Here is a 16,506-nt window from a genome sequence, read left to right on the forward strand (position 1 = left end):
CAGATGCTCCGGGGGGGCCCCCCCCAACCCCCCCCCCCCCCCCCGGCGCGGGGGGGGGCCCCCCCCCCCCCCCCCGGCCCCCCCCCCGCCCCGCGGTTTTTCACATACGACCTGCTGTGGGTGGAGCACGCGGCGGGGCAGCTCGCCGTCCGTGACGACCACGAACTCCTGGCCCGCTACCAGGAGTGCTTCGCACAACTCACCGACAGCACGCTCGACGGTGTGGCTGCGGTCGACCTCATCGACAAGGCCGCGCGAGACTTCAGCGTCGGTTGAGCCATTGCCCGAGGAGGGGCGATGCGGCGGTAACTGCTGGTGCGCCACACGCGTGCGGACGGCCCCCGTCGACCACGCAGACCTCCTGCGCTTGAGAGTCGGTGCTCCGGAGGCATTCGGCCGCGTCTGCAAACCCTGGCGTCGCCCCACACAGCGGCACAGGCCCACCCGGAGGATGGGGCTCCACCGCCCTCCACCGCTCTCCGAATTCTCCTTTTCAGTCCAGAGAGGCCGGATTCGGTCGGCCGGACGCAATCCGGCCCCGTGTGGGCCTCAGCACACTCTTCCGCCCCAGGTCAACAGCAAGTTGACGGCTGTTCTAACCCCGTGGTGGACTGCCCGAGCCAAGTACGGCGGCATGAGAGGAAGCCGGTGTGAGTCCGGCGCGGTCCCGCCACTGTCACCGGGGAAGTAAGTCCCCGGGAGCCAGGAACTCTCACCGCCGGTCTCGTCGAACCAGGGCGTGGACACCCTGAGTGAGGACATATCGCCATGCGCGGCTGCCCAAGTTCTGTGCGAACGACGCGAAGTACGCGAACGACAGTTGTGCCCGACCTGACGGTCGGCTGAACCGGTGCGTGCCGATCGCGTCTTCGCGTACGGCGCCGCCGCCGGCCTTCTCGGTGACCTGCTGCTCGGCGACCCTCGCCGGGGGCATCCGGTCGCCGCGTTCGGGCAGGCCGCGGGAGCCGTGGAGCGGGTGCTGTGGCGGGACCACCGCGGGTGGGGCGCGCTGCACACCGTGGTGTGCGCGGGCGGTGCCACCGGGCTCGCGGCCCTGGCCCGTCATTCCGTACGTCGATCCCGTACCGCCTCCATCGCACTGACCGCCGCCGCCACTTGGGCCGTCGTCGGAGGGACCTCCCTCGGGCGCGAGGCGCGCGCGATCGGCGACGCGCTCGCGGTCGGCGATGTCGAGGTGGCCCGGGAGCGGCTGCCCCATCTGTGCGGGCGTGATCCGCAGGCACTGGACAGCGACGGCATCGCGCGAGCGGTCGTCGAGTCCGTCGCCGAGAACACCTCCGACGCGGTGGTGGGCGCCTTGGTGTGGGGGGCTGTCGGCGGTGTGCCGGGGCTCGTCGCCTTTCGTGCCGTGAACACGCTCGACGCCATGGTCGGGCACAAGTCCCCCAAGTACCGACGGTACGGGTGGGCTTCCGCACGGCTCGACGATGTCGCGGGCTGGCCGGGCGCACGGTTGACCGCCGTGCTCGCCGCCGTCGCGGGACGCGACCGGCGCGGGGCCGTGCGCGCCTGGCGCGCGGACGCGCCCAAGCATCCGAGTCCCAACGCGGGGCCCGTGGAGGCGTCGTTCGCGGGGGCGCTCGGGGTACGGCTCGGGGGGACCCTCTCCTATGGGGGGCGGGTCGAGCATCGGCCCGTGCTCAACGAGGCGGGCCGAGCTGTTGCGGTGCGCGACATCGAACGGGCCGTGCGGTTGTCGCGACGGGTGAGCTGGCTGGCGCTGGGGGCGAGTGCGGCGGGGGCTCTGCTGTGGGGTCGGGTGACGAGGCACCCGGCGCTGCGGGCTGTGCCCACCCTCCCCCAGGCTCTCGGCCTCGCTCGACCAGGGGGAACCCCCAGCGCCCTGCGGAACGACGGCACACTGCGGTGGAGGACGACATCATGACGGGTCATGGACTGCTCATCGCCGGAACCACCTCCGACGCCGGCAAGAGCGTCGTGACCGCCGGGGTCTGCCGGTGGCTGGTGCGACGGGGCGTCAAGGTCGCGCCCTTCAAGGCGCAGAACATGTCGCTGAATTCGTTCGTGACGCGTGAGGGCGCCGAGATCGGGCGCGCGCAGGCCATGCAGGCGCAGGCCGCGCGCGTGGAGCCCACCGCGCTCATGAATCCCGTACTCCTCAAGCCGGGGAGCGACCGGAGCAGTCAGGTCGTCCTCATGGGCAAGCCCGTGGGGGAGCTGTCGGCGCGCGGCTACCACGGAGGGCGGCAGGAGCAGCTCCTCGGGACCGTGCTGGACTGCCTCGCCGAGTTGCGGGGCACGTATGACGCGGTGATCTGTGAGGGAGCCGGCAGTCCTGCCGAGATCAATCTGCGGCGTACCGACATCGTGAACATGGGGATCGCCAGGAATGCCCGGCTCCCTGTGCTCGTCGTCGGCGACATCGACCGCGGGGGCGTGTTCGCCTCGTTCTTCGGGACGGTCGCGCTGCTGTCGCGCGAGGACCAGGAGCTCGTCGCCGGGTTCCTCGTCAACAAGTTCCGCGGGGACGTCTCCCTGCTGGAGCCCGGGCTCGAGATGCTGCACGGCCTCACCGGGCGGCGCTCGTACGGTGTCCTGCCCTTCCAGCACGGCCTCGGCATCGACGAGGAGGACGGGATGGGGGTGTCGCTGCGCGGGGCGGTCCGGGAGTCGGAGGTCGCCTCTCCTGTCGGCGAGGACATCCTCCGGGTCGCCGTCTGCGCGATCCCGCTCATGTCCAACTTCACGGACGTGGACGCGCTGGCCGCCGAGCCGGGTGTCGTCGTGCGGTTCGTGGACCGGGCCGAGGAGCTGGCCGACGCGGACCTTGTCGTCCTACCGGGAACCCGGGGGACGGTGAAGGCGCTGGAGTGGCTGCGGGAGCGGGGACTGGCGGACGCGATCGCGCGCAGAGCCGCCGGGGGACGGCCCGTGCTGGGCATCTGCGGTGGCTTCCAGATACTCGGCGAGCACATCGACGACGAGGTCGAAAGCCGCCGAGGCCAGGTGGACGGCCTCGGGCTCCTTCCCGTACGCGTGCGGTTCGCGCGCGAGAAGACCCTCACCCGGCCCGTCGGCGAGGCGCTCGGCGAGCGCGTCGAGGGGTACGAGATCCACCACGGAGTCGCCGACGTCACGGGCGGGCATGCGTTCATCTCCGATGACAGGGGACACAGCCTGGACGGGTGCCGGGTCGGCGCCGTCTGGGGCACGCACTGGCACGGCTCGCTGGAGTCGGACGGATTCCGGCGCGCCTTCCTGCGCGAGGTGGCGGCCGCCGCGGGCCGCCGCTTCGTGCCGGCCGCCGACACGTCGTTCGCGGCGCTGCGCGAGGAGCAGCTGGACCGGCTCGGCGATCTGATCGAGGAACACGCGGACACGGACGCGCTGTGGCGGCTCATCGAGTCGGGCGCGCCGTCAGGACTGCCTTTCATTCCACCGGGAGCGCCCGCATGAGCACAGTGTTGTTGTTGTCGACCGCCGACACGGACCTGCTGGCGGCGCGTGCCTGCGGCGCCCCGTACCGGATCGGCAATCCGACCCGGGTGGATGTCACGGAGGAGCTCCCGGGGCTCATCGAGGGCGCGGACATCGCCGTCGTACGGCTGCTCGGCGGCAAGCGCGCCTGGGAGGCCGGCCTGAGCACGCTCAAGGCGTCGGGCATCCCGACCGTGCTGCTCGGCGGAGAGGCCGTCCCGGACGCGGAGTTGATGGCCGAGTCGTCGGTGCCGGCCGGTGTGGTCGCAGAGGCGCTGCGGTACCTCGTGGAGGGCGGCCCGGAGAACCTCACCGAGCTGACCCGATTCCTCTCCGACACGGTGCTCCTCACGGGCGAGGGGTTCGTCGAGCCGCAGAAGATGCCCGAATACGGCGTGCACGGCGAGCCTGCCTTGGTCGCCGGCCGCCCGACCGTCGGCGTGCTCTTCTACCGGGCGCACGAGCTGTCCGGCAACACCGCCTTCGTCGACACGCTGTGCGACGCGATCGAGGCGCGCGGGGCCAATGCCCTTCCCGTGTACTGCGGTTCGCTGCGCGGCGCCGACTCGGGCCTGTTCGAGATCCTCGACACGGCGGACGTGCTGGTCGCCACCGTGCTCGCGGCGGGCGGCACGCACGCCTCGCAGGCGTCCGCTGGGGGCGACGAGGAAGCCTGGGACATCGGCGCGCTCGCCGACCTCGACATCCCTGTCCTCCAAGGGCTCTGCCTGACCTCGTCGAAGAGTGCCTGGGACGAGTCGGACGCCGCCCTCTCCCCCATGGACGCGGCGATGCAGGTCGCGATCCCGGAGTTCGACGGGCGGCTCATCACCGTCCCGTTCTCGTTCAAGGAGCAGGGCCCCGACGATGTGCCGGTGTACGTCGCCGACCCCGAGCGGGCCGCGCGCGTCGCCGGAATCGCCCTGCGCCACGCGCAGTTGAAGCACAAGCCGAACGCCGAGAAGAAGCTCGCGCTCGTCTTCACCGCCTACCCGACCAAGCACTCGCGGGTCGGCAACGCGGTGGGGCTCGACACGCCCGCTTCGGCCGTACGGGTCCTGGACGCGCTGCGGGGTGCCGGGTACAGCCTCACCGAATACCCCGCGGGCGGCGACGAGTTGATCCACCGGCTCATCGCGGCCGGCGGTCACGACGTCGAGTGGCTCACCGAGGAACAGCTCGCCGCGGCCCCCGCGCGCGTGCCGCTCGCCGACTACCGGGCGTGGTTCGACAAGCTCGACCCCGAGCTGCGCGACGGCATGCTGGAGGCGTGGGGCGAGCCGCCGGGCTCCCTCTACGTCGACGGCGACGACATCGTGCTGGCCTGCCTCCAGTTCGGGAACGTCGTCGTGATGATCCAGCCGCCGCGCGGCTTCGGCGAGAACCCGATCGCGATCTACCACGACCCGGACATGCCGCCGTCGCACCACTACATGGCGGCCTACCGGTGGCTGGAGAACTCGTTCGGCGCCGACGCCATCGTGCACATGGGCAAGCACGGCACGATGGAGTGGCTCCCGGGCAAGGGGCTCGGTCTCAGCAGCGGCTGCGCGCCCGACGCCGTCCTCGGTGAACTCCCCCTCGTCTACCCGTTCATCGTCAACGACCCGGGCGAGGGCACCCAGGCCAAGCGCCGCGGTCACGCCACCGTCGTCGACCACCTGGTACCGCCGATGGCGCGCGCGGACACGTACGGCGATCTGGCGAAGCTGGAGCAGCTCCTCGACGAGTACGCCCTCGTGTCCGACCTGGACCCGACCAAGGCCCCGGCGGTCCGCGCCCAGATCTGGACCCTGGTCAAGGCGGCGGAGCTCCACCAGGACCTGCATGTGGACGAGCAGCCGGACGACGGCGACTTCGACGAGTTCGTCATGCACATCGACGGCTATCTGTGCGAGATCAAGGACGTGCAGATCAGGGACGGCCTGCACATTCTCGGTGGCGGGCCGGAGGCCGAGCCGCGGGTGAATCTCGTGCTGGCCGTGCTGCGCGCCTCGCAGGTGTGGGGCGGCGCGGCCAACGCGCTGCCCGGCCTGCGGGCCTGCCTCGCCGAACACTTCGGCCTGGTCGAGAAGGAGCTGCTCGCCGAGCCCGGCACACCGGTGAAGGTGCCGGTCGAGCTGACGGATCTCGTCGAGGGTCCCTCCCGCACGGCGGCCGACGCGATCGATCTGCTGGAGCAGCTGTGCCGCCGGATCGCCGAGGGCATGGAGGAACGCGGCTGGGTGACCGCCGAGAGCGCGGCGCTCGTCCGGGACGTCCTGGGCGTCGAACTCCCGGACGCCGTCGCGGTGGTGGAGTTCGCCTGCCGTGAGGTCGTGCCGCGGCTCGCCCGTACCACGGACGAGATCGACCACATCCTCAAGGCCCTCGACGGCGGTTACGTCCCGGCGGGCCCGTCGGGTTCGCCGACCCGTGGACTCGTGAACGTCCTGCCGACCGGCCGCAACTTCTACTCCGTCGACCCCAAGGCGATCCCGTCCAGGCTGAGTTGGGAGGTCGGGCAGTCGCTCGCCGACTCGCTCGTGGCCCGTTACCTCCAGGACACCGGCGAGTACCCGACGTCCGTCGGTCTGACGGTCTGGGGCACGTCCGCGATGCGTACCCAGGGCGACGACATCGCGGAGATCCTCGCGCTGCTCGGCTGCCGCCCGGTGTGGGACGACGCGTCGCGCCGGGTGACCGGCTTCGAGGTCGTGGCCCTGGAGGAGCTGGGCCGGCCGCGCATCGACGTCACGGTCCGGATCTCCGGCTTCTTCCGGGACGCGTTCCCGCACGTCGTCGGGCTCATCGACGACGCGGTGCGCGCGGTCGCCGAGCTGGACGAGCCCGCCGACCGGAACTACGTGCGGGGGCACGCCGACGAGGACACCGCCGAGCACGGCGACCGGCGGCGCGCGACGGCCCGTATCTTCGGCTCCAAGCCGGGCGCGTACGGGGCCGGCCTGCTTCCTCTGATCGACGCGCGCAACTGGCGCTCCGACGCGGACCTCGCCGAGGTGTACGCGGTGTGGGGCGGCTACGCGTACGGGCGCGGGCTCGACGGGCGGGCGGCGCGCGGCGACATGGAGACGGCGTTCAAGCGCATCGCCGTCGCCGCGAAGAACGTCGACACCCGAGAGCACGACCTCGTGGACGCGGACGACTACTTCCAGTACCACGGCGGCATGGTCGCCATGGTGCGCCATCTGACCGGCGCGAGCCCGGAGGCGTACGTCGGTGACAGCGCCGTACCGGACCAGGTGAAGACCCGGACCCTCGGCGAGGAGACGCATCGCGTCTTTCGCGCGCGGGTCGTCAACCCGCGCTGGATGGCGGCGATGCGGCGCCACGGCTACAAGGGCGCCTTCGAGATGGCCGCGACCGTCGACTACCTCTTCGGGTACGACGCCACGGCCGGGGTCGTGGACGACTGGATGTACGAGAAGCTCAGCGCGGAGTACGTCTTCGATCCGGAGAACCAGGACTTCATGAAGAAGTCCAACCCCTGGGCGCTGCGCGGCATCACCGAGCGCCTGCTGGAGGCCGCCGACCGCGGGCTGTGGGCCGAGCCGGACGCCGACACCCTGGAGCGGCTGCGCGCCACCTATCTGGAGCTCGAAGGCGACTTGGAGGGCGACGACCAGTGAGTACTCCGTTTCCGTTCACGGCAGTTGTCGGTCAGGACGACCTGCGGCTCGCACTGCTGCTGAACGCCGTGTCGCCGGCCGTGGGCGGTGTGCTGGTGCGTGGCGAGAAGGGCACCGCCAAGTCCACCGCCGTCCGGGCCCTGTCGGCCCTCATGCCGCAGGTGGACGTCGTCGCCGGGTGCCGTTTCTCGTGTGCGCCCGCGTCGCCCGATCCGGCCTGCCCGGACGGGCCGCACGAGCCCGGGACGGGCACCCGACGGCCCGCCCGCATGGTGGAGTTGCCGGTCGGCGCCTCCGAGGACCGGCTCGTCGGCGCTCTCGACATCGAGCGGGCGCTCGCGGAGGGCGTGAAGGCCTTCGAGCCGGGGCTGCTCGCCGACGCGCATCGCGGGATCCTCTACGTCGACGAAGTGAATCTGCTGCACGACCACCTCGTCGACCTGCTGCTCGACGCCGCCGCGATGGGCGCCTCGTACGTCGAACGCGAGGGCGTCTCCGTGCGGCACGCCGCCCGCTTCCTGCTCGTCGGGACCATGAACCCCGAAGAGGGTGAGCTGCGGCCGCAGTTGCTGGACCGGTTCGGGCTCACGGTCGAGGTCGCGGCCTCGCGGGAGCCCGATCAGCGGGTCGAGGTCGTGCGGCGCAGGCTGGCGTACGACGACGATCCCGACGTCTTCGCCGCGCGGTGGGCCGACGAGGAGTCCGCCGTGCGGGCGCGGATCGTGGCGGCACGCGAGCTGTTGCCGTCCGTGCGGCTCGGGGACGGGGCGCTGCGGCAGATCGCGGCGACCTGCGCGGCCTTCGAGGTGGACGGCATGCGGGCCGACATCGTCATGGCGCGCACCGCGACCGCGCTGGCCGCCTGGGCGGGGCGTACCGAGGTGCTCGCCGAGGACGTACGACAGGCGGCGCTGCTCGCGCTGCCGCACCGCAGGCGCCGCAACCCCTTCGACGCGCCGGGACTCGACGAGGACAAGCTCGACGAGACGCTGGAGGAGTTCGGCGGTCAGGACGGGGACGGCGACGACGATCCCGACCCGGACGGGCCCGGTGGCGGCGGGCAGCCGCCTCAGGACGGGCCCGACGACGGTTCGGCACCTCAGGCGCCGGGGGACGCTCCCGCGCAGGCCGAAGCGGGCGAGAGCGGACAGCCTCAGGCGGTCGGCGCGCAGTCCCCGGTACGCGCCGCCGAACCCTTTCGTACGAAGGTGCTGAGCGTGCCCGGTCTCGGCGAGGGCGCGGCCGGCCGGCGTTCGCGGGCGCGGACCGAGCACGGGCGGACGACCGGGTCGCGACGGCCCCGAGGAGCGCTCACCAAGCTGCACCTGGCGGCGACCGTGCAGGCGGCGGCGCCGCATCAGCGGGCGCGCGGGCGGTCGGGGCGCGGTCTCGTCGTACGGCGGGACGATCTGCGCCAGGCGACGCGAGAGGGGCGTGAGGGGAACCTCGTGCTTTTCGTCGTCGACGCCTCCGGGTCGATGGCGGCGCGGCAGCGGATGAGTGCCGTGAAGGGTGCGGTGCTGTCGCTGCTGTTCGACGCGTATCAGCGGCGGGACAAGGTGGGGCTCGTGACGTTTCGCGGGTCCGCCGCCGAGGTCGCCCTGCCGCCCACCTCCTCGGTGGACGCCGCCGCGGCCCGGCTGGAGTCGCTGCCCACGGGTGGGCGGACGCCGCTCGCGGCCGGGCTGCTGCGCGCGCACGAGGTGCTGCGGGTCGAGCGGCTGCGGGACGCCGCCCGGCGGCCGCTGGTTGTCGTGGTGACGGACGGGCGGGCCACGGGTGGGCTGGAGCCGGTCGCGCTGGCCGGGCGGGCGGCCCGGTTGTTCGCCGCGGAGGGGGTCGCGTCCGTCGTCGTCGACTGCGAGGCGGGGCCCGTGCGGCTCGGGCTCGCGGGTCGGCTCGCCGGTGAACTGGGCGGCACCGCGGTGACGTTGGACGAGTTGCGGGCCGATTCCATCGCCGGGCTCGTGCGTGATGTGCAGGAGACGCAGAGGACTCCGAGGAGGGCCGCGTAATGCCGCAGGGACAGCCGAGTGTGGTGCCGGACGACGGTCTGACGACGCGGCAGCGCCGGAATCGGCCACTTGTCGTCGTGCACACGGGGATCGGGAAGGGCAAGTCGACCGCCGCCTTCGGGCTCGCGCTGCGTGCCTGGAATCAGGGGTGGCCCATCGGGGTGTTCCAGTTCGTCAAGTCGGCGAAGTGGAAGGTCGGGGAGGAGAACGCGCTGCGTGTGCTTGGCGCGTCCGGTGAGGGCGGGTCCGTCGACTGGCACAAGATGGGCGAGGGCTGGTCCTGGGTCCAGCGCGACTCCCAGATGGACAACGAGGAGAAGGCCCGCGAGGGGTGGGAGCAGGTCAAGCGGGACCTCGCCGCCGAGACGTATCGGCTGTACGTCCTCGACGAGTTCGCGTACCCCATGCACTGGGGGTGGGTGGATGTCGATGAGGTGGTGGCCGTGCTGCGGGATCGGCCGGGGACCCAGCATGTCGTGATCACGGGGCGCAATGCCCCCGAGAAGCTCGTCGAGTTCGCCGATCTGGTGACCGACATGTCCAAGGTCAAGCACCCGATGGACGCCGGCCAGAAGGGCCAGAGGGGTATCGAGTGGTGATGTCCGTCCCTCGGCTGGTCATCGCCGCGCCCTCCTCGGGCAGCGGCAAGACCACCGTTGCCACAGGGCTGATGGCGGCCTTCGCCTCGCGGGGGCTTGCCGTGTCCCCGCACAAGGTGGGGCCCGACTACATCGATCCTGGGTATCACGCGCTCGCGACCGGGCGTGTGGGGCGGAATCTCGACGCGTATCTGTGCGGGCCGGAGTTGATCGCGCCGTTGTTCGCGCATGGTGCGCGTGGGTGCGATCTCGCCGTCGTCGAGGGTGTGATGGGGCTGTTCGACGGGGCCGCGGGGCAGGGGGAGCTGGCCTCCACGGCTCATGTCGCGAAGTTGCTCCGGGCGCCTGTCGTGCTGGTGGTGGATGCGTCGTCGCAGTCGCGGTCCGTCGCCGCGCTGGTGCATGGGTTCGCTTCCTGGGATCCCGAGGTGCGGGTCGCGGGGGTGATCCTCAACAAGGTGGGGTCCGAGCGGCATGAGGGGATGCTGCGGGAGGCGTTGGACGAGTCCGGGGTGCCTGTCCTTGGGGTGCTTCGGCGGGTTCAGCAGGTGGACACGCCTGCTCGGCATCTTGGGCTGGTGCCCGTGGCCGAGCGGCGTGCGCAGGCCGTCGAGGCGGTGGCCGCCATGGCCGCGCAGGTGCGGGAGGGGTGCGATCTCGACGCGCTCTTCGCGCTGGCCCGCAGTGCGCCCGCGTTGTCGGGTGCGGCTTGGGATGCGACTGAGGCCGTGCTTTCCTCGTCCCCTCCGCCCCTGCCCGTTCCCGGCAAGACCATCGCCCTTGCCGGTGGGGCCGCTTTCTCCTTCTCCTACGCCGAGCATGCCGAGCTGCTCGCCGCCGCCGGGGCCGAAGTCGTCACGTTCGACCCCCTGCGGGACGAGCAACTGCCCGAGGGGACGGATGGGTTGGTGATCGGGGGCGGGTTTCCCGAGGTGTACGCGCCCGAGCTGTCCGCCAACGAGCCGCTTCGCAAGGCCGTTTCCGAGCTCGCGCTCAGTGGCGCGCCCGTTGCCGCCGAGTGTGCCGGGCTGCTCTACCTGTGCCGTGAGCTCGACGGGCAGCCCATGTGCGGGGTGCTCGACGCCACGGCCCGGATGAGCGAGCGGCTCACGCTGGGCTACCGGGACGCGGTCGCGGTGTCCGACAGTGTGCTCGCCGGGGCCGGGACCCGGATGCGCGGGCACGAGTTCCACCGGACCGTCGTCGAGCCCGGCGCCGGGGCGGCTCCCGCCTGGGGGGTGCGCGCCCCTCAAAAGCGCGTCGAAGGTTTCGTACAACAAGGTGTGCACGCGAGTTATCTGCACACGCACTGGGCGTCCGAGCCCGGTATCGCCCGTCGGTTCGTGGAGAGGTGCCTGACGTCATGAGCAGCAAGCTGATCGGGGTGGGGGTCGGCCCCGGCGATCCGGAGCTGGTGACCGTCAAGGGCGTCAACGCTCTGCGGACCGCCGAGGTCGTCGTGGTGCCTGTCATGGACACTGGGGAGCGGGGGCGCGCCGAGGCGACCGTCCTGCACTACGTGCCCGAGGAGAAGGTCGTACGAGTCGTCTTCGCGCTCAACGAGCGGAGCGACCGGGGGCGGCGCGAGGCCGCCTGGGATGCCGCCGGTGCGCGCGTCGCGGAGTTGCTCAAGAGGCACGCCTCCGTCGCCTTCGCCACCATCGGCGACCCCAACGTGTACTCGACCTTCACCTATCTCGCGCAGACCATCGGGGAGCTCGTACCGGGCACGGAGATCGAGACCGTGCCCGGTATCACCGCCATGCAGGACCTCGCCGCGCGGTCGGGCGCCGTGCTCACGGAGGGAACCGAGCCGCTCACCCTGGTGCCGGTGACCGCCGGGGCCGCAGTGCTCAAGGACGCCCTGAACGGGCCCGGCACGGTCGTCGCGTACAAGTTCGGGCGGCAGGCGCGCGAGGTCGCGGAAGCACTGCGCGAGACCGGGCGGATCGACGACGCCGTGTGGGGCTCGGCGCTCGGGCTCGAGGACCAGTCGATCAGGCCGGCGGGCGAACTGGACGGTGGGCCCCTGCCGTACCTGTCCACGCTCATCGCGCCCGCTCGGCGCGATGGCGGACGCGGCGGAAAGCTGTGAGGTGCGGATCAGGCCGCGATGCCCACCACCAGCCAGATGAAGCCCACGCCCGCGACCGTGCACAGCAGGGTCGAACGGGCCGGGTGCTCGTGGTGCGCCTCGGGGAGGATCTCGGCGGCGGCGAGGTAGAGCAGTACGCCGCCGAAGAGGCCGAGATAGCAACCGAGCAGCTTCTCGGGGATGGTGACGAAGAGTGTGGAGGCCGCGCCGACCACCGGGGCCGCCGCGTCCGCGACCAGCATCGTGATCGCCTTGCGACGGGCGTTCCCGTACAGGCTCGTGATCGTGTACGTGTTGAAGCCGTCCGCGAAGTCGTGGGCGATCACCGCGAGAGCGACCGCCAGCCCCATGCCGCCGCCGACCTGGAAGGCGGCGCCGATCGCGACACCGTCCATCGCGCTGTGGCCGACCATCGCGGCGGCCGCCGTCAGGCCCACCTCGGGCGCGCGTCCGCCGTTCTCCTCGCCGCCGTGCGCGGCCTGACGGTGGGCCAGCAGGCGTTCCACCAGATGAGCCAGCAGGAACCCGGCCACGAACAGCAGCAGCGCGGCGGGTACACCGAAGACCTCCTCGCCCGCCGCGCGCAGCGCCTCCGGCAGCAGGTCCATGCCGACCACACCGAGCATCAGGCCGCCGGCCAGGCCCAGCACCAGGTGGCGGCGGTCGGTCACGCGCTGTGCCGTCCAGCCGCCGGCCAGCGTCATCAGGAACGCGCCGAGCGCGACGAGCACCGCCATACGCCCTTGCTATCCGATCGACCCCCGTTCGCGCACGTCCGACGACGGCCGCGCGGGCACTGACTTTTCGCAACACCCGAGTTTTTCGTAGGAGAGGACCGATTTCCATGGCCGATGCCCCCACCGGCAAGGTGACCTTCGTCGGGGCAGGGCCCGGCGCCGCCGACCTGCTGACGTTCCGCGCCGCGCGCGCCATCGCCGAGGCCGACGTCGTGATCTGGGCGGCCAGCCTGGTGCAGGCCGAGGTCCTCGACCACGCGTGCGAGGGCGCAGAGATCCTCGATTCGGCGGCCATGTCGCTGGAGGACGTGGTCGCCGTGTACCGGCGGGCCCGCGCGGAGGGCCTGCGGGTGGCTCGGATCCACTCCGGCGACCCGGCCCTGTGGGGCGGTACGCAGGAGCAGGTCGACCGGTGTGCGGAGATCGGCATCGAGACCGAGATCATCCCGGGCGTCTCCTCCTTCTCCGCCGTGGCCGCGCTCGCACAGCGCGAACTGACGATTCCCGAGGTCGCCCAGTCCGTGATCCTCACCCGGCTCGGCGGCGGCAAGACGCCGATGCCGCCCGGTGAGGAGGTCCGCGAGTTCGCCCGGCACGGGACGACCATGGCGCTGTTCCTGTCGGCCGCCCGCAGCGGCCAGCTGGTTCGGGAGCTGCTGGAGGGCGGCTACCCCACCTCCACGCCGGTCGTGGTCGCCTATCAGGCGACCTGGCCGGAGGAGCTGATCGTGAAGTGCACGATCGAGACGCTGGAGGAGACCGTCAAGGAGCACAAGCTCTGGAAGCACACCCTCTTCCTGGTCGGCCCGGCACTCGACGCGAGCGGCACCCGCTCGCACCTCTACCACCCCGGTCACTTCCACGGGTTCCGCAAGGCCGACCCGCAGGCGCGTGCGGAGCTGCGCGCGGCGCGGAAGGGCAATCCGTCGTGATCAGTGTCTTCGGTACGGGGACGGGGGCGCCGCTGCCCCCGGAGGCCACGTCCGCCCTCGCCGAGGCCGGGCTGGTCGTGGGTGCCCGGCGGCATCTGGCGGCCGCGCGGCCGCCTCAGGAGGCCGAACAGATCGTCCTCGGGCCGCTCGCACCCGCCCTTGACGCCATCGAACGGTATGGGGAGAAGCAGGAAGGCCGGGTCGTCGTACTCGCCTCCGGCGACCCCGGGTTCTTCGGGGTCGTGCGGGCGCTGGCCGAGCGGTTCGGGGCGGAACGGCTGCACGTCAGCCCCGGCGTCTCGTCCGTCGCGACCGCCTTCGCGCGGCTCGGGCTGCCCTGGGACGATGCGGTGGTCGTCAGCGCGCACGGGCGTGATCTGCGCACGGCCGTCCAGGTCTGCCGAGCCCGGCCCAAGGTGGCCGTGCTGACCGGACCCGGCTCCGGACCCGCCGAGCTGGGCGCCGCCCTCGCGTACCGCAGCGCCGAACGCATCCTCGTCGTGGCGAGTGCCCTGGGCGACCCCGAGCACGAGCGGGTGGAGCGGGTCACGCCCGCCGAGGCCGCGGCCCGTGACTGGGGTACGGCCGTGAGCGTCGTCCTGTGCCTGGACGAGTCACGTGCCCTCGCCCCCGTGCGGACCGTCGCCGGGCCGCCGTCCGGGCCCGCTCAATGGGCCCTGGACGAGAGCGAGTTCGCACACCGTGACTCGATGATCAGCAAGTTCGAGGTGCGGGCGCTCGCGCTGGCCCGGCTAGGGCCGCGCCTCGGCGAGCTGATCTGGGACGTCGGCGCGGGCTCCGGGTCAGTCGCCGTCGAGTGCGCGCGGTTCGGTGCCGCCGTCACCGCGATCGAGAAGACGCGGGACGGCTGCGACCGCATCCGCGCCAACGCCGCGGCGCACGGCGTGGACGTACAGGTGGTGCACGGGGCCGCTCCCACGGTGCTGTCCGATCTGGACGACCCCGACGCGGTCTTCATCGGCGGCGGCGGACGTGAACTGCCCGCCATCGTCACGGTCTGCGCGCGACGGGCCCGGCGTGCCGTCGTGGTCGCCATGGCAGCGCTGGACCGGGTGTCGGCGGCCCGGGACGCGCTCACCGGCGCCGGGTTCGACTGCGACGGCGTGCTGCTGCAGTCGTCGCGGCTGGCACCGCTGCCGGGTGGCGTCACCCGGCTCGCCGCCACCAATCCCGTTTTTCTGCTGTGGGGCGTCCGGCCTCCGGCTCGTACCGAAGGAGTCCCCCAGTGATCGGCCTGATTTCCGCCACGGCGGCGGGGGCGGCGGCCCGTGACCGGCTCGCCACCGCCTGGCCCACCCGTACGCGGGTGTACGACGGGTCCGTGGGGGACGCCGTGCGGGCCGCGTTCGCGCAGTGCGAGCAGGTGGTGTGCTTCCTCGCCACCGGGGCGACCGTGCGGCTCGTGGCGCCGCTCCTTTCCGACAAGGCGACCGACCCCGGCGTCGTGTGTGTCGACGAGGCGGGCCGCTTTGCCGTGTCCCTCGTCGGGGGGCACGGGGGCGGTGCGAACGAACTCGCCCGCGAAGTGGGTGAGTTGCTCGGGGCCCAGCCCGTGGTGACCACGGCGACCGACTCCGTCGGGGTGCCGGGGCTGGATACGCTCGGGTTCCCGGTGGAGGGGGATGTCGCCGGGGTCTCCCGGGCCATGCTGGACGGGGAGCCCGTCGCGCTGGAGGGGGAGCTGCAGTGGCCTCTGCCCGCGTTGCCGTCGAATGTCACCCGCCCGGCGCCGGGGGCCGCGCCCACCCTCCCCCGAGCTCTCGGCTCCGCTCGAGCAGGGGGGACCCCCATCGCCCAGCGGAACGATGGCCCGCAGCCGGGTACACCCGTCATCCGCGTCACCGACCGTGCCGTCGAGCCCGTCGAGCGGGAGGTCGTGCTTCGGCCGCCCTCGCTCGTCGTCGGTGTGGGTGCCTCCAAGGGCGCGCCCGTCGATGAGGTACTCGGGCTCGTCGAGGACGCCCTCCGGGAGGCCGGCCTTTCGGCGAAGTCCGTTGCCGAGATCGCCAGTGTCGACGCCAAGGCCGACGAGCCCGGCATCGTCGCGGCCGCCGAGCACCTCGGGGTGCCCGTGGTGACGTACACCGCCGAGGAGTTGGCGAAGGTGGCCGTGCCGAACCCCTCGGACGCGCCGCTCGCCGCCGTCGGGACCCCTTCCGTGGCGGAGGCCGCCGCACTCGTACGCGGTGGTGAACTCCTGGTCCCCAAGCGGAAGTCGGAGCGCGCGGACGGGCAGCCGGCGATGGCGACCTGCGCCGTCGTGCGTCGGCCCGCGCGCGGACGGCTCGCCGTGGTCGGGCTCGGACCGGGTGCGCGCGATCTGCTCACGCCCCGTGCCAAGGACGAACTCCGCCGCGCCGGTGTGCTCGTCGGGCTCGACCAGTATGTCGACCAGATCCGCGATCTGCTGCGGCCCGGGACCCGGGTCCTGGAGTCGGGTCTCGGCGCCGAGGAGGAGCGTGCGCGTACGGCGGTGGCGGAGGCCAGGCGCGGGCAGGCCGTCGCGTTGATCGGCAGCGGCGACGCGGGCGTGTACGCGATGGCGTCGCCCGCGCTGGCCGAGGCGTCCGACGACATCGACGTGGTCGGGGTGCCCGGGGTGACCGCGGCGCTCGCGGCCGGGGCGATCCTGGGCGCGCCGCTCGGCCACGACCATGTGTCGATCAGCCTCTCCGATCTCCACACGCCGTGGGAGGTCATCGAGCGGCGTGTGCGTGCGGCGGCCGAGGCGGACATCGTGGTCACCTTCTACAACCCCCGCAGCCGGGGCCGGGACTGGCAGCTGCCGAAGGCCCTCGCGATCCTCGCCGAGCACCGGGAGCGGACGACGCCGGTGGGTGTCGTCCGCAATGCCTCCCGGGCCGACGAGTCGAGCCGGGTGACGACGCTGGGGTCCCTGGATCCGGCGATCGTGGACATGATGACCGTGGTGACCGTGGGCAATACGGCGACCCGGGAGATCGCCGGGCGCATGGTGACACCGCGCGGCTACCGCTGGCAGGAGGAGCCCAAGTGAGCC

Annotated in this window: 12 protein-coding genes and 1 riboswitch; of the genes, 11 read left to right on the plus strand and 1 reads right to left on the minus strand. The window is 72.5% G+C overall.

What is annotated here, in order from left to right:
- Nucleotides 1-120: 120 nt before the first annotated feature.
- From ACIBK0_RS09780 to cobI, 8 genes are all read left to right on the plus strand, one after another.
- Nucleotides 121-276, plus strand: coding sequence for a hypothetical protein (locus ACIBK0_RS09780; RefSeq protein ID WP_399077505.1), 156 nt, complete (start codon nucleotides 121-123; stop codon nucleotides 274-276).
- Between the two features lie 313 nt (nucleotides 277-589).
- Nucleotides 590-733, plus strand: a riboswitch (cobalamin riboswitch).
- A gap of 117 nt (nucleotides 734-850) precedes the next feature.
- On the plus strand, nucleotides 851-1,906 hold the full coding sequence (locus ACIBK0_RS09785) for a cobalamin biosynthesis protein (RefSeq protein WP_399077507.1): 1,056 nt from the start codon (nucleotides 851-853) through the stop codon (nucleotides 1,904-1,906).
- Nucleotides 1,903-3,438: a cobyric acid synthase gene (locus ACIBK0_RS09790; protein WP_399077509.1), complete on the plus strand. Its 1,536-nt coding sequence runs from the start codon at nucleotides 1,903-1,905 to the stop codon at nucleotides 3,436-3,438. The genes ACIBK0_RS09785 and ACIBK0_RS09790 overlap by 4 nt, the downstream gene beginning before the upstream one ends.
- Nucleotides 3,435-7,088 carry a cobaltochelatase subunit CobN gene (gene cobN / locus ACIBK0_RS09795; protein WP_399077511.1) on the plus strand — a complete coding sequence of 1,218 codons (3,654 nt, stop codon included), beginning with the start codon at nucleotides 3,435-3,437 and terminating at the stop codon, nucleotides 7,086-7,088. Before ACIBK0_RS09790 ends, cobN begins: the two co-directional genes overlap by 4 nt.
- Nucleotides 7,085-9,103, plus strand: coding sequence for a putative cobaltochelatase (locus tag ACIBK0_RS09800; RefSeq protein WP_399077514.1), 2,019 nt, complete (start codon nucleotides 7,085-7,087; stop codon nucleotides 9,101-9,103). The genes cobN and ACIBK0_RS09800 overlap by 4 nt, the downstream gene beginning before the upstream one ends.
- The gene (cobO, locus tag ACIBK0_RS09805) at nucleotides 9,103-9,702 is read left to right on the plus strand and encodes a cob(I)yrinic acid a,c-diamide adenosyltransferase (RefSeq protein WP_399077515.1); all 600 of its coding nucleotides are present in this window, start codon (nucleotides 9,103-9,105) and stop codon (nucleotides 9,700-9,702) included. Before ACIBK0_RS09800 ends, cobO begins: the two co-directional genes overlap by 1 nt.
- Nucleotides 9,702-11,069 carry a cobyrinate a,c-diamide synthase gene (locus ACIBK0_RS09810; protein ID WP_399077516.1) on the plus strand — a complete coding sequence of 456 codons (1,368 nt, stop codon included), beginning with the start codon at nucleotides 9,702-9,704 and terminating at the stop codon, nucleotides 11,067-11,069. The genes cobO and ACIBK0_RS09810 overlap by 1 nt, the downstream gene beginning before the upstream one ends.
- The gene (gene cobI, locus ACIBK0_RS09815) at nucleotides 11,066-11,797 is read left to right on the plus strand and encodes a precorrin-2 C(20)-methyltransferase (RefSeq protein WP_399077518.1); all 732 of its coding nucleotides are present in this window, start codon (nucleotides 11,066-11,068) and stop codon (nucleotides 11,795-11,797) included. Before ACIBK0_RS09810 ends, cobI begins: the two co-directional genes overlap by 4 nt.
- 8 nt (nucleotides 11,798-11,805) lie before the next feature.
- Here the strand turns inward: cobI and ACIBK0_RS09820 are convergent, their stop codons facing one another.
- Entirely contained in the window at nucleotides 11,806-12,534 is a 729-nt protein-coding gene (locus tag ACIBK0_RS09820) for a ZIP family metal transporter (protein WP_399077519.1), read from the minus strand.
- A 107-nt stretch (nucleotides 12,535-12,641) separates the two neighbouring features.
- Between ACIBK0_RS09820 and cobM the strand changes: the two genes are divergently transcribed.
- The 3 genes from cobM to cobJ are packed head-to-tail and all read left to right on the plus strand — an operon-like array spanning nucleotide 12,642 to nucleotide 16,503.
- Nucleotides 12,642-13,466 carry a precorrin-4 C(11)-methyltransferase gene (cobM, locus tag ACIBK0_RS09825; RefSeq protein WP_399077521.1) on the plus strand — a complete coding sequence of 275 codons (825 nt, stop codon included), beginning with the start codon at nucleotides 12,642-12,644 and terminating at the stop codon, nucleotides 13,464-13,466.
- Complete coding sequence (cbiE, locus tag ACIBK0_RS09830) at nucleotides 13,463-14,716, plus strand: precorrin-6y C5,15-methyltransferase (decarboxylating) subunit CbiE (protein ID WP_399077523.1); 1,254 nt, start codon at nucleotides 13,463-13,465, stop codon at nucleotides 14,714-14,716. The genes cobM and cbiE overlap by 4 nt, the downstream gene beginning before the upstream one ends.
- Complete coding sequence (gene cobJ, locus ACIBK0_RS09835) at nucleotides 14,713-16,503, plus strand: precorrin-3B C(17)-methyltransferase (protein ID WP_399077525.1); 1,791 nt, start codon at nucleotides 14,713-14,715, stop codon at nucleotides 16,501-16,503. The genes cbiE and cobJ overlap by 4 nt, the downstream gene beginning before the upstream one ends.
- Nucleotides 16,504-16,506: the final 3 nt, after the last annotated feature.

It is taken from the genome of Streptomyces sp. NPDC050564 (genome assembly GCF_044457265.1).
In the GTDB taxonomy this organism is placed as follows: Bacteria; Actinomycetota; Actinomycetes; order Streptomycetales; family Streptomycetaceae; genus Streptomyces.

Coding starts and splice junctions, on each gene's coding strand:
- ACIBK0_RS09790 (WP_399077509.1), top strand. CDS start 1,903: ATGACGGGTCATGGACTGCTCATCGCCGGAACCACCTCCGACGCCGGC.
- cobN (WP_399077511.1), top strand. CDS start 3,435: ATGAGCACAGTGTTGTTGTTGTCGACCGCCGACACGGACCTGCTGGCG.
- cobO (WP_399077515.1), top strand. CDS start 9,103: ATGCCGCAGGGACAGCCGAGTGTGGTGCCGGACGACGGTCTGACGACG.
- ACIBK0_RS09810 (WP_399077516.1), top strand. CDS start 9,702: ATGTCCGTCCCTCGGCTGGTCATCGCCGCGCCCTCCTCGGGCAGCGGC.
- cobI (WP_399077518.1), top strand. CDS start 11,066: ATGAGCAGCAAGCTGATCGGGGTGGGGGTCGGCCCCGGCGATCCGGAG.
- ACIBK0_RS09820 (WP_399077519.1), bottom strand. CDS start 12,534: ATGGCGGTGCTCGTCGCGCTCGGCGCGTTCCTGATGACGCTGGCCGGC.
- cobM (WP_399077521.1), top strand. CDS start 12,642: ATGGCCGATGCCCCCACCGGCAAGGTGACCTTCGTCGGGGCAGGGCCC.